10 protein-coding genes and 1 pseudogene are annotated in these 12,315 nt (G+C 64.0%); 10 read left to right on the plus strand and 1 reads right to left on the minus strand.

The features are described from left to right. Positions 1-3: 3 nt before the first annotated feature. From GR138_RS15195 to GR138_RS15230, 8 genes and pseudogenes are all read left to right on the plus strand, one after another. Entirely contained in the window at positions 4-1,005 is a 1,002-nt protein-coding gene (locus GR138_RS15195; protein WP_160860088.1) for an ABC transporter permease, read from the plus strand. After that, a complete protein-coding gene (locus GR138_RS15200; protein ID WP_160860089.1) occupies positions 1,006-1,794 on the plus strand; it encodes an ABC transporter ATP-binding protein in 789 nt (262 codons plus the stop codon). Continuing rightward, positions 1,784-2,083 (plus strand): hypothetical protein, encoded by a 300-nt coding sequence (locus GR138_RS15205; RefSeq protein WP_160860090.1) that lies wholly within the window; start codon positions 1,784-1,786, stop codon positions 2,081-2,083. The genes GR138_RS15200 and GR138_RS15205 overlap by 11 nt, the downstream gene beginning before the upstream one ends. A 26-nt stretch (positions 2,084-2,109) precedes the next feature. Beyond that, the gene (locus GR138_RS15210; protein WP_160860091.1) at positions 2,110-3,471 is read left to right on the plus strand and encodes an O-acetylhomoserine aminocarboxypropyltransferase/cysteine synthase family protein; all 1,362 of its coding nucleotides are present in this window, start codon (positions 2,110-2,112) and stop codon (positions 3,469-3,471) included. Between the two features lie 304 nt (positions 3,472-3,775). Beyond that, positions 3,776-4,815, plus strand: a pseudogene (locus GR138_RS15215) (isopenicillin N synthase family dioxygenase). A 22-nt stretch (positions 4,816-4,837) separates the two neighbouring features. Next, positions 4,838-6,052, plus strand: a complete 1,215-nt coding sequence (locus GR138_RS15220) for an SfnB family sulfur acquisition oxidoreductase (RefSeq protein WP_160860092.1) — start codon at positions 4,838-4,840, stop codon at positions 6,050-6,052. Between the two features lie 242 nt (positions 6,053-6,294). Continuing rightward, a complete protein-coding gene (locus GR138_RS15225; RefSeq protein ID WP_160860272.1) occupies positions 6,295-7,710 on the plus strand; it encodes an LLM class flavin-dependent oxidoreductase in 1,416 nt (471 codons plus the stop codon). A gap of 25 nt (positions 7,711-7,735) precedes the next feature. Next, entirely contained in the window at positions 7,736-9,229 is a 1,494-nt protein-coding gene (locus GR138_RS15230; RefSeq protein WP_246200479.1) for an FAD/NAD(P)-binding protein, read from the plus strand. Here the strand turns inward: GR138_RS15230 and GR138_RS15235 are convergent. Beyond that, the gene (locus GR138_RS15235) at positions 9,226-10,308 is read right to left on the minus strand and encodes an ROK family protein (RefSeq protein WP_160860093.1); all 1,083 of its coding nucleotides are present in this window, start codon (positions 10,306-10,308) and stop codon (positions 9,226-9,228) included. The two genes, GR138_RS15230 and GR138_RS15235, sit on opposite strands and share 4 nt — an antisense overlap. 105 nt (positions 10,309-10,413) lie before the next feature. Here GR138_RS15235 and otsB point away from each other — a divergent pair, with 105 nt between their 5' ends. Together otsB and GR138_RS15245 are read left to right on the plus strand one after the other, a co-directional pair. Next, positions 10,414-11,229, plus strand: a complete 816-nt coding sequence (gene otsB / locus GR138_RS15240) for a trehalose-phosphatase (protein ID WP_160860094.1) — start codon at positions 10,414-10,416, stop codon at positions 11,227-11,229. Positions 11,230-11,327: 98 nt separating this feature from the next. Then, positions 11,328-12,305: an ABC transporter substrate-binding protein gene (locus GR138_RS15245; RefSeq protein ID WP_160860095.1), complete on the plus strand. Its 978-nt coding sequence runs from the start codon at positions 11,328-11,330 to the stop codon at positions 12,303-12,305. Positions 12,306-12,315 lie beyond the last annotated feature (10 nt).

Here is a 12,315-nt window from a genome sequence, read left to right on the forward strand (position 1 = left end):
CCGATGAGCGCGGCGATAGAAGAAACATTTAGCGGGACAGGGCGGCAATCCGTCACCCTGCCTCTGGCCGGGATCTGGCGAAACGGGTTGCTCGCAGCCGGCACCTGGCTTCTTGCCTCGGCGCTGACCTACGGGCTGCCCGATGTCATAACCTGGGGCGCGACGGGGCCTTTTGCGGCGGTCACCCTTGTCGGTGCGCTGATCTTTCTGGCGCTTTCGGTGACCGTCCATCGCCTCGGCAGCACCGGCCGCACGCTCGTACACTACGGACCCTGGTTCATCGTACTCGGCCTCTGGCTCGCCGCCTGGGAGGTGCTGACGGCCAAGCTTGGCTGGTTGCCAAAGCCCTTCTTTTCCCCGCCAGAGGGCTTGCTGCACGTCTACATGACGGATTGGGATCGGCTGCTGATCTGCATCGCCTATACCGGCCGGCTGTGGGGGCTCGGTTTCTTTTCAGGCATCTTCGTCGGTTTTGCCGGCGGCGTGGCGCTCGGCTGGTCGAAACGGTTCGCCTATTGGGGCATGCCGCTCCTGAAACTCATCGGCCCCGTGCCGGCGAGCGCCTGGATACCCTGCACCTTCTTCATCTTCCCGTCGACGTTCCACGCCTCGATCTTCCTCGTGGCGCTGGCCTCCGGCATCCCCGTGGCAATCCTCACCGCGGCCGGCGTCAGCCAGGTGAACCGTTCCTTCTACGATGTCGCCCGCACGCTCGGGGCGGACAACCGCTTCCTCATCTTCAAGGTGGCCATCCCGGCGGCACTGCCGAACGTTTTCGTCGGCATCTTCATGGGGCTCTACTACTCCTTCGCCGTTCTCGTCGTGGCGGAAATGCTCGGCGCAAAATTCGGCCTTGGCTGGTACCTGCAGTTCAACACGGCCTATTCGGCCTACGCCAATGTTTACGCTGCCCTGATCATCATGGCGCTGATCTGCGCCGGCCTCGTGCGCCTGCTCTTTGTGGCGCGCGATCGCCTGCTCGGCTGGCAGAAGGGAATCCTCTAGATGTCCGTTGCCTTCGCAGAAGCCAGTGTCGCTGGCAGTATCGCCCTTGATTTTGAAGGCGTTTCCCATCGCTACGATCTCGATGACAAAACACTCGAGGTCCTCGACAATGTGAGCCTCGCCATCGAGCCGGGTGAATTCGTCGCCCTGCTTGGCCCCTCGGGCTGCGGCAAGTCCACGCTGCTGCGCCTTGCTGCCGGGCTGGAGGCGCCGACCGCGGGAAGCGTGAGCGAGGACGGTCAGCCGATCCTTGGACCAAACCCCGACCGCATCCTCGTCTTCCAGGATGCGACGCTGTTTCCGTGGCGCACCGTGCGGGCCAATGTGGCGATCGGCCTTGAAGCCCGCGGGCTCATCTGCGAGCGGGAGTACCGTATCGACGAAGTGCTGAAGCTGGTGAAGCTCGACGGCTTTGCCGATTTCTATCCGCACCAGCTTTCGGGCGGCATGGCGCAGCGCGCAGCCCTTGCCCGCGCCCTCGTCAACGATCCGAAGCTGCTGCTGCTCGACGAGCCGTTCGGCAAGCTCGACTCGCTGACGCGGCTGAGAATGCAGAAGGAGCTTCTCGATCTCTGGAAAAGCGCCGGCTTTACCGCGCTGCTGGTGACGCACGATGTCGAGGAAGCGTTGCTACTCGCTGACCGGGTGATCGTTCTTTCGGATCGGCCAGCCTCGATCGTTGCGGAACTGCGTGTCGATCAGCCCCATCCGCGCCGGCGGGACGATGCCAAACTCATCGCGCTGCGCGCCTCCTTGCTGGAAACGCTGGGGATATCGCATGACGTCTAGCGTCCGCGCCAGCTACCCGGCGGTTGCCATCGCCGGCGCCGTCTCTGCCCTCATCGCGCTCGGCTGGTGGTGGCTGATCTTTAGCAAGGTCGTCGAGAACGACTACCTGACCGTCGGCCAGGCCGTCACGTGCATCGCGGGGGCAACCGACCTGTGTTCGCTCGCCCAGGCCCTCTGCACCAACGACCACCTCTACGGCATCCGCTGGTACGCGCCGGAAGCGTTCTGGGCAGCTGCCGCCATCCTCGTCGCGGGCGTGCTTCTGTCCGCCCGTCCCTCCCGCGCCTGAACACGCACCATTCAAGGAGAAACGTCATGACGATCCACCAATCCCCGGAGATTGCCGAGCAGGACACCGTGCATCCGCCGGTCGGCTCCGCCACGTTCAAGAGCCGGCATCCCGAGACAATCGCGTTGCACGGCGGAAGCTTCCGCTTCGATCCGACCAGCGGCGCGGTGGCCGTGCCGATCTATCAGACGAGTTCGTTCCAACTGCCCGGCACGGACGGTGCCGACAAGCTCTTTGCGCTCGAAGCCCCGGGCCATCTTTACACCCGTGTCTCGAACCCGACGCAGGATGCCTTCGAGCAGCGCCTCGCGGAACTTGAAGGCGGCGCGGCGGCTCTGGCGCTTGCTTCCGGCCAGGCGGCGTCCGCCTTCGCGATCCTCAACGTGGCCCGTACGGGCGACAACATCGTCAGCGCCGCCGGGCTCTATGGCGGCACCTGGGCACTCTTTGCCGCCACGCTGAAAAGCTTCGGTATCGAAACCCGCTTCGTCGACGCATCGGACCCGGACGCCTTCGAGAAGGCGACGGACGATCGGACCCGTGCCTATTACGCGGAATCGCTGCCGAATCCGAAGCTGGAGGTCTTCCCGATCGCCGAGGTTGCTGCCATCGGCCGGCGTCATGGCATTCCGCTGATCGTCGACAACACGGCAGCACCGCTGATCATTCGGCCGCTGGAACACGGCGCGGCAATCGTCGTCTACTCGACGACGAAATATATCGGCGGTCACGGCACCTCGATCGGCGGCGCGATCGTCGACAGTGGCACATTCCCCTGGGCAGACCATGCCGAGCGCCAGCCGAACCTCAACGAGCCGGACCCGAGCTATCAGGGCAAAACCTGGATCGAGAAGGCCGCCACGATCGCCTTCCATCCCTACATCCTGCGGGCGCGCGCGGTGCTGCTGCGCGACCTCGGTGCGGCAATCAGCCCGCAGAACGCATTCCAGTTCATCCAGGGCCTCGAGACGCTGCCGCTGCGCCTGCGCCAGCACAACGAGAATGCCGCGAAGGTCGCGGAATACCTGAAGGGCCAAGCCAAGGTGGAGCGGGTGATCTTCCCGAAATACCAGGATGGGAACGCCAAAGCGCGGGCGGAAAAATACCTCAAGCCCGGTTATTTCGGCGCGCTGGTCGGCTTCGAGCTGAAAGGTGGGCGCGAGGCGGGGCGCCGGTTCATCGATTCCCTCCAGCTCTTCTACCACCTCGCCAATATCGGCGACGCCCGCTCGCTGGCGATCCACCCCTCGACGACGACCCACTCGCAGCTCTCGCTGGAAGACCAGTTGGCGACGGGTGTCACGCCCGGTTACGTGCGGCTTTCCATCGGCCTGGAACATCCGGAAGACCTGATCGCCGATCTGGAGCGCGCAATCGCGCTGGCCTGAAAACGGCCAGGGCTTCGGTCGGCGTTTAACCCCGGCGCTCCCTCCCCGCGCCGGGGTTTTCTTCGGGAGGAGGGGCGTGCACGGGTCTCAAGCAAAAAGAAACACCATTCCGCCTTATAATCTATAAAAAAGATAGAATTTCTGTATTCCGTGCGGCCAAACGCTACTCTCGCCGCCAAATCCAAGCGCGAGGGTCCTTTGTCTTAAAGCGCCGACGATCGAGATTACCGGCTTCGACCGTGGCGCACGGGCAGCCGCAGACGGACAGGGCGCGGGCCCAAACTATGTATTCGAGGAGCATGACATGACCATCCACACCAAACCCACGCATCTTCCGACGATCGACTTTTCGCGTTTTTACGGCGACGCCGTGGAGCGTGACGGCTTCGTCAAAGAACTGACCCGCGTTCTGCACGATCACGGTTTCTTCTATCTCACCGGCCACGGCGTGCCGCAAAGCCTGATCGATGATGTGGTGGCGGCATCGAAGCGCTTCTTCGCCCTGCCGGAAGCCGACAAGCTTTCGATCGAGATGGTGAAGTCGCCGCATTTCCGTGGCTATAACCGTGCCGGTTACGAGCGCACCCGAGGCGAACAGGACTGGCGCGAGCAGCTCGACATCAACACGGAGGGGCGCCTTTCGACGCCGGGCCGGAGACGCCATGGAACCGGCTTTACGGCCCCAACCAGTGGCCCGAAGCCCTGCCGGAACTGAAGCCGCTGCTGCTTCGTTATCAGGCGGAAGTCACCCGCATCGGCATCGACGTCCTGAAAGCCATTGCGCTCGCGCTCGGTCAGCCGGAAAACGCCTTCGCCGATATTTACGAACCGTCGCCCTCGCAACTGCTGAAGATCATCCGCTACCCCGGCCGCGAAGCTGCCGGCAGCGATCAGGGCGTCGGCGCGCACAAGGATGGCGGTTTCGTCACCGTGCTCCTGCAGGATACGACCCCCGGCCTTCGCATCCGCACGGAAGACGGTGTCTGGATCGAGGCGCCGCCAGTGCCGGGCACTTTCATCATCAACAGCGGGGAGCTGCTGGAACTGGCGACGAACGGGTTTGTCCGCGCGGACGTTCATGACGTCGTCACCCCGCCGGCCGGGACGGAGCGCTTCTCCGTCGCCTTCTTCCTCGGCGCGCGCTACGACGCGACGATCCCGGTCATTCCTCTGCCGGAGGCGCTGAAGCGCGGCGAGCGTGGCGTGACGGTCGACCCGCTCAACCCGATCTTCCGCGAAGTCGGCATCAATCACCTCAAGAGCCGCCTGCGCTCCCATCCGGATGTCGCGGCGAAACACCACCCGGACCTGCTGCATCTTCTGGAAAAGCCGGCCAAGGCCTGATCCCTTCGCGAAAGGAAAGACCATGAGCAGCGTCACGACGCTCGTGCAACCACCAGAGACGGCCGGCCGCATCGCAAGCGAGGAAGAAGCGCTCGCCGTCGCCCGCCAACTCGCCGATGAGTTCGTCGGCGGCGCCAGCCGACGCGACTATGAGCGGGCGCTTCCCCATGCCGAGCTCGATCGCCTGTCTGCCTCCGGTCTGCTCGCCATCACGGTGCCCGCCGAATATGGCGGCATCGACGTGTCCAATGCGGTGCTGGCCGAGGTGACGGCGATCCTGTCCGAGGCCGACAGCTCGATTGGCCAGATCCCGCAGAACCATTTCTATATTCTGGAGGCGCTCCGTCACGACGGCAGCGAGGCGCAGAAGCGCTTCTATTTCGGCCGGGCGCTCGCCGGCGATCGGTTCGGCAACGCGCTGTCCGAGGTCGGAACGAAGACCGTCGGCGACTACAACACCCGCATCACGCCGGATGGCCCGGGCTTCCGCATCAACGGCCGAAAATTCTATTCGACAGGCGTGCTCTTTGCCCATTGGGTGGTGATTTTTGCGCTGGACGACGCGGGGCGGCTGACCATGTCCTTCTTGCCGCGCGAGACGGAAGGCATCGAGATCGTCGACGACTGGGACGGCTTCGGCCAGCGCACGACGGGCAGCGGCACGACCATTCTGACCGACGTCTATGTGCCGGCCGATGCGGTGGTCGCGCACCAGAAGGGTTTTGAGCGTCCCGGGACGATCGGTTCGGTCGGTCAGATCATCCATGCGGGCGTCGATCTCGGCATCGCGCGGGCGGCGCTGAGAGAGACCATCGGCTATGTGCGCGACAGGGCGCGCCCCTGGACGGATAGCGGCGTGGAGCGCGCGGCGGACGATCCGTTGACCATTGCCCGCATCGGAGAACTCGCCATCCGTATCGAGGCGGCGGAGGCGACGCTGGAGCGGGCAGGGCGCAAGGTCGATCTGGCGCAGGTCAATCTCAACGAGGAGAATTCGGTTGCCGCCACCTTGGCCGTCGCCGCCGCCAAGGTGTTGACGACGGAGCTTGCGATCGACGCCACCAACGTGCTCTTCGAGCTCGCGGGCACCTCGGCCACGAAACGCGGCCTCAATCTCGAACGCCACTGGCGCAACGCCCGCACCCATACGCTGCACGACCCGGTGCGCTGGAAATATCATGTGGTGGGCAATTATCACCTCAACGGCATCATTCCGCCGCGCAACGGCGCGCTCTGAAATCCAACCCTCGTGGTGGGGGTGGTCACCTGACCGCGATCCTTCGGGATCGCGGTCTTTTTTGTCCAAAAGAACGGCTGGATGGGCCGCCTTGGTTCCCGAGCCCCACCGACCGGCAACGAGAAAGCCTTTCCTGAAATTACTATATATAAAAGATAGAATTTCTGTATTTAGATGTCTGAAGCCTTATTCTCCATCAGGATTTGATGCCGCACGGCATCCTCAACACGCTGGAGATCGCCATGACGCGCCCTATCCGTTTCAACGCCTTCGACATGAATTGCGTGGGTCATCAGTCCCCCGGCCTCTGGGCGCATCCGCGCGACAAATCGTGGAAATACAAGGATCTGGATTATTGGCAGGATCTTGCCCGCACATTGGAGCGTGGCGTCTTCGACGGTATCTTCATTGCTGACGTCGTCGGGTACTACGATGTCTACAAGGGTTCGAACTACCATGCCATCCATCAGGCGGCGCAGCTTCCGGTGAACGATCCCTTGCAACTGGCGGCGCCCATCGCGCTCGCCACCGAACATCTCGGCATCGGCATTACCGCTTCCACCTCGTTCGAGCACCCCTATACCTTTGCCCGGCGTCTTGCGACCGCCGATCACCATTCAAAAGGCCGTGTCGGCTGGAACATCGTTACCTCCTATCTGGAGAGTGGCGCGAAGAATGTCGGGCAGGGCGGCCTTCGCGGGCACGACAACCGCTACGAGGTCGCCGCCGAATATGTCGAGGTGCTTTACAAGCTGCTGGAAGGCTCCTGGGAGGAGGGCGCCGTGGTCCGGGATGGCGAAAAACGCATCTTCACGCACCCGGAAAAAGTCCATGAGATCGCCCACAAGGGCAAATTCTTCGAGGTGCCGGGTTATGGTCTCACCGAGCCGTCGCCGCAGCGCACGCCGGTGCTCTATCAGGCCGGTGCGTCGGGCCCGGGCAAGGCTTTCGCTGCGGCTCATGCCGAGTGCATCTTCGTCGCGGCGCCGACGAAATCCGTCCTGAAGGCCTATGTCGCCGATATCCGCCAGCGCATCGCCGCGGCCGGGCGCGATCCGAAGAAGGTTTTCATCTACACCCTCGTCACCGTCATCACCGACGAGACGGAGGAAAAGGCGCAGAAGAAGTTCGAGGACTACAAGAGCTACGTCTCCTACGACGGCTCGCTCACCTTCATGTCCGGCTGGAGCGGTATCGACTTCGGGCAATATGCCCCGACCGATATCGTCGAAAAGATCGAGACCAATGCCATCCATTCCTTCGTCGAGCACATCGCCGGCGGTGACAAGTCCTGGACGATCGACGAACTCGCCCAGTTCGGTGGCATCGGCGGCATGGGACCGGTCTTCGTCGGCTCGCCGGAACGCATTGCCGATATCCTTCAGGAGTGGGTGGCGGATACGGATGTCGACGGCTTCAACCTCGCATATGCCGTGACGCCGGACAGTTTCGAGGATATTGTCGCACATATCGTGCCGGAATTGCAGAAGCGCGGCGCTTACCCCACCGCCTACAAGCCGGGCACCCTGCGTGAAAAACTCTTCGGCGAGGGGGCGTATCTTCCCAAGACCCACCCTGCCGATGGCTATCGCGATATCGAGGCCGTGAAGCGTCGCGAAGCTGAGGCCGTGCCGACCTTGAAATCGGTCGGCGCTTGATAGGCTCGCTGGAAGGAAGGATGCGTTGACCATCGCCACAGACGAGGTGACGCCCCCGCTGGGTTTGGTGGCTTCGAACGACAGTTTGGACCGCCCTGTCGTGGCAATTATCGGCGGTGGTTTTACCGGTGCGGCCCTTGCCTACCACCTCGCCGGGAGGCTTGCTGCCGATGCGGCGCGGATCGTCGTGTACGAGCCAAGGGCGACGCTCGGCGCCGGCCTCGCTTATGGCACGGACGATCCGGTCCACCGTATCAACGTGCCTGCCGCCCGCATGACGCTCGTGCCTGATGATGACGAGCATTTTCAGCGCTGGCTCGTGGAAACGGGAGCACTGGCGGACGATCCGCAGGCAAACACCACAGATGGCCATGTCTTCGCCCGCCGGTCGGCCTTCGGCCGCTACGTTGCCGCCCAGCTTCAGCCGTTCATCGCCGCAGGGAGGATCGAGCATCGCCGAATCCGGGCCGAGGCGGCGATCCCGGCCCGGGGCGGCGGCTGGCATATCGACGCCGATGACGGGTCCCGGCTCACGGCGGACGTGATGATTCTGGCGACAACGCATCCGAGCCCGGCCGCGCCGGCCGTCCTCGACCACGCGCTTGCCGGGCACCCGCGTTACATAGCGGACGCCACTGTGCCTGGCGCATTGTCAAAAATCCGGCCGCAGGATCGTGTTCTCGTGCTGGGCGCCGGCCTTACCGCCGCCGATGTCATCGCAGCCCTCGATGCGGCCGACCATCAGGGACCAATCACAGCCGTCTCGCGCCGTGGTCTGCGCTCGCGCGGGCACAACCTCGCCCCGCAGGATCCGTTCGGCGAGTTCGTCACTCCGCCAGCACGCTCTGCGCGCGTCCTGCTTCGACGTATCCGCAATACTCTTGCAGAGGCGCACGCCGCGGGCGTGACCTGGCATGCGGTCTTCGACCGGTTGCGGGCACAGGGCGGCGAAATCTGGCGCGCCCTGCCGCCCGTCGAACGCCGGCGCCTCGTTCGTTTTCTGCGCCCCTATTGGGATGTGCACCGGTTCCGCATCGCGCCGCAGGTCGAGGGCGCAATCGACCGGCGTGTGGCCGAGGGCACGCTCGCCTTTCACGCCGCGTCGGTCCGCGAGGTGCGTTGCGCGGTGGAGAATGATGAAATCGCCGCAACGTTCCGGCGGCGCCACGGTTTGGGAACCTTTGAAGGCCGATACGACGCGGTGGTCGTGACGACCGGGCCGGACCATCGCTCCATCCTCTCGAGCCAGCCGCTTTTTGCGGGGCTTGCCGCCGCTGGCCTGTTGCAAGCCGACCCTGCGGGCCTTGGAGTTGCGGTCGACCACAATAGTCGCGTCGTGCGGACCGATGGCGAGACCGCGCAAACGCTCTACGTGGCGGGGCCGCTGGCGCGCGGGACGTTCGGCGAACTCATGGGCCTGCCCCAGGTGACCGAACACGCGGTGTTCGTGGCCGAGAGGATTGCCCTGGCCGTGCGCGCCTTGAACGGCCATGTCGGCAGGGCGACTGGGATCGTCTAGCCGCCCGGCTTGTTGACGTAACTCGCATTGCCCAACCCCGTCCCGATCGTGACAGCGGCCCAGCCCGGCACGTCGGCCATGCGCGGGGCCTCCGACAATCCCTGCACGACGGCGTCGTTGTGCATGATGACGAAGGTCGGTTGATCGAGAATCCGCGGGATTGCCTTGCGAAGCGCTTCCGGCAGGTTGAAGTGCGTGCTTTCCCAGTTTCCCCCGGGAAGGTTCTGCCCGCCGCGTGCGATGGACCCGTCGGCTGCGATGATGCCGGGGCAGCCGATGCCGATCACCGGGGCGATCGCGAGCTTCGCCTTCTCGGCCTTGGCGATAAGGGCCTCGATCATCCTGACGAGGTGTTCGATGGTCGCTGTGCGCCGGGGCTCGTCGTCGGCATGGCGCCACAGCCGGGAACTCCAGACTTTTGCGCGCGAAAAGTCCGGCTTGTCGTCGAGGTTGAGCTTGACGACGCCGGCGCGGATATTGGTTCCGCCGATATCGACGGCGAGGATCGCGTCATGCCCCTTGAGCATCCAGGCGGGAATGAGGTGGACCGCGCCAACCAGCCCGGCTTCGTTGGGATGGTGCGAGATCGCCACCAGTTCGACCTTCAGGCCTTCCGCCTTGAGCTGCAGCCCCGCGCGGGCGATCGCCAATGCACCGGCCTTGCTGTCGCTAAAACCGCCTCCGACGACGATCCTGCGTGTTTCCTGCCACGTGTCCTCCTTGAGGTAGCGCATGAGAATGGCGGCCAATTCCTTTGCGAAATCATCGATTGCGGCACGCACGAGGGTTGCCGCTTCGCTCCCCTGCTCCTCAAGCAGCTTGTCGATTTCCTTCTTGGAAAGCTCGTCGGTCAAAACCGCACCCAGCGGATCGTCGCCGCCTTCACGGACGCGCTTTCTCCACGCCTGGATGGTGTCGCGGAAGGCGGATTTGTTGGCGCGGTCGCCGATAAATCCGTCCTTGTTGCGCAGTTCCAGATTGTAGCTTGTCACGGTCACGGTGGGCAGGTCATCGGCGCCGTGCGTGACGGGCGGGTCGTTGTCTTGTGTCGGTTTCGGCTTCGTTTTCTGCTTGCCCATGCCGGCTCCTTGCCCATGCGAGAAATGCGAGAACACAATGCAGCGGATAAAAAGTTGTTCCTGTTGGGGCTTGCCGGTCGGCGACAGCGATCTACTTGCTGGTCGATGAGCGAGCAGGAAAAGTTGCGGCCGTCGGATGCCGCAATCCGTCATCTTATCCGACGTCTCACCGACGAGCCGGACCGCTGGGCGCTTTTTCTGGACATAGACGGGACGCTGCTCGATCTGGCAGCGCGGCCGGATGACATTCAGGTTCCCCTGTCGCTGCCGCGCGATCTCAATGCGGTGTCCGCCCGGCTGGGTGGAGCCCTCGCGCTCGTCACGGGGCGCAGCCTGCCCTACGCCGACCGGTTGTTTGCGCCGTTCCGCTTTCCAATCGCCGGTTTGCATGGCGCGGAATTACGAAGCGCCGACGGCAAGACGGCCATAGTGTCCGCAACGCCCGCTTTCATGCGATTGAAGCAGCGTCTCGTCGATCAGACCGCCTGGATGGAGGGTGTGCTGATCGAGGACAAGGGCGCAGCGGTTGCGGCGCATTACCGGCTGGCGCCCGCCTACAATACAGCGCTCGAAAAGCTCATGCAGGATGTCGCGGAGGAGGCCGGGCCGGACTGGGTGCTTCAGCCGGGCAAGATGGTTTTCGAAATTCGTCCCGCCCGCGCGGACAAGGGCGAAGCTGTCGCCTCCTATCTGGAGGAGCCGGGCTTTGCCGGAAGATTGCCGATCGCCATCGGCGATGACCTGACGGATGAGTCGATGTTCGCCCTTGCCAATGCGCGCGGTGGGCAGTCGATCCGGGTCGGCTCCCTCAATCCGGCCACCTGCGCGCTTTCCAGAGCATCCTCGCCGTCGTCCGTCCGCTCGGCACTCGCAACAATAGCAGTCGCCGCCACCGGCGAGCAGCAGACGGCCGTCTCCTGAAACACCAGCTTGGCTCTCCACGACGCCGTGCAGGCGGATGTCACACGGGTGTCAAGTGGCAGGGATACGGAGCGGTTCTGTTTCGGAAGGATGCTCCCATGAAAACTCTCGTTTCTGCTGCTGCTCTCTTCACCGCCGGCCTCGTCGCGCTTCCGGCCTCTGCTGCAAACCTCGTCCTCTACACCAGCCAGCCCAACGAAGACGCGCAGGCGACCGTCGACGGCTTCATGGCCGCCAATCCGGACATCAAGGTGGATTGGGTCCGCGACGGCACGCCGAAGATCATGGCCAAGCTCCAGGCCGAAATCGCCGCCGGCAACCCGGTTGCCGACGTGCTGCTGATCGCCGACACCGTCACGCTCGAACGCCTGAAGCAGGACGGCAAGCTGCTTGCCTATGCGTCGCCGGAAGCCGCGAACTACGATGCCAGCCTGTACGACAAGGACGGCCACTACTATTCGACCAAACTGATCACCACCGGCATCGTCTACAACACCGCCGCCGGCATGAAACCCTCAAGCTGGCAGGACCTGGTAAAGCCCGAGGCCAAGGGCCTCGTGACCATGCCGAGCCCGCTCACCTCGGGCGCCGCCCTCATCCATGCCCAGACGCTGACGGGCGTCGAGAGCCTCGGCTGGGCCTATTACAAGGCGCTTGCCGAAAACGGTACGACGGCTGCCGGCGGCAACGGTGCCGTGCTGAAGGCCGTCGCCTCTGGTGAAAAGGCCTATGGCATGGTGGTCGACTACATGCCGATCCGTGAAAAGGCCAAGGGCGCACCGGTTGAGTTCGTCTTCCCGGCCGAAGGCGTCTCCGCTGTCACCGAGCCGGTCGGCATCCTCGCCTCGTCCAAGAATGTCGACGCTGCCAAGAAGTTCGTCGACTATGTCCTCTCGGTCGAGGGCCAGGAAGGTTTTGTGAAGCTCGGTTACATCCCGGCCCGCAATGGCATCGCCATGCCGGAAGGCTTCCCGGCGCGCGAGACCATCCGCGTCCTGCCGCTCGATGCCGCAACCGCACTCAAGAACACTGATGCCGACCTGAAGACCTTCTCCGATCACTTCGGCTCGAACTGAGGCTCGGCTG

The organism is Shinella kummerowiae, from assembly GCF_009827055.1.
Lineage (GTDB): Bacteria > Pseudomonadota > Alphaproteobacteria > Rhizobiales > Rhizobiaceae > Shinella > Shinella kummerowiae.

Coding starts and splice junctions, on each gene's coding strand:
- GR138_RS15195 (WP_160860088.1), top strand. CDS start 4: ATGAGCGCGGCGATAGAAGAAACATTTAGCGGGACAGGGCGGCAATCC.
- GR138_RS15200 (WP_160860089.1), top strand. CDS start 1,006: ATGTCCGTTGCCTTCGCAGAAGCCAGTGTCGCTGGCAGTATCGCCCTT.
- GR138_RS15205 (WP_160860090.1), top strand. CDS start 1,784: ATGACGTCTAGCGTCCGCGCCAGCTACCCGGCGGTTGCCATCGCCGGC.
- GR138_RS15210 (WP_160860091.1), top strand. CDS start 2,110: ATGACGATCCACCAATCCCCGGAGATTGCCGAGCAGGACACCGTGCAT.
- GR138_RS15220 (WP_160860092.1), top strand. CDS start 4,838: ATGAGCAGCGTCACGACGCTCGTGCAACCACCAGAGACGGCCGGCCGC.
- GR138_RS15225 (WP_160860272.1), top strand. CDS start 6,295: ATGACGCGCCCTATCCGTTTCAACGCCTTCGACATGAATTGCGTGGGT.
- GR138_RS15235 (WP_160860093.1), bottom strand. CDS start 10,308: ATGGGCAAGCAGAAAACGAAGCCGAAACCGACACAAGACAACGACCCG.
- otsB (WP_160860094.1), top strand. CDS start 10,414: ATGAGCGAGCAGGAAAAGTTGCGGCCGTCGGATGCCGCAATCCGTCAT.
- GR138_RS15245 (WP_160860095.1), top strand. CDS start 11,328: ATGAAAACTCTCGTTTCTGCTGCTGCTCTCTTCACCGCCGGCCTCGTC.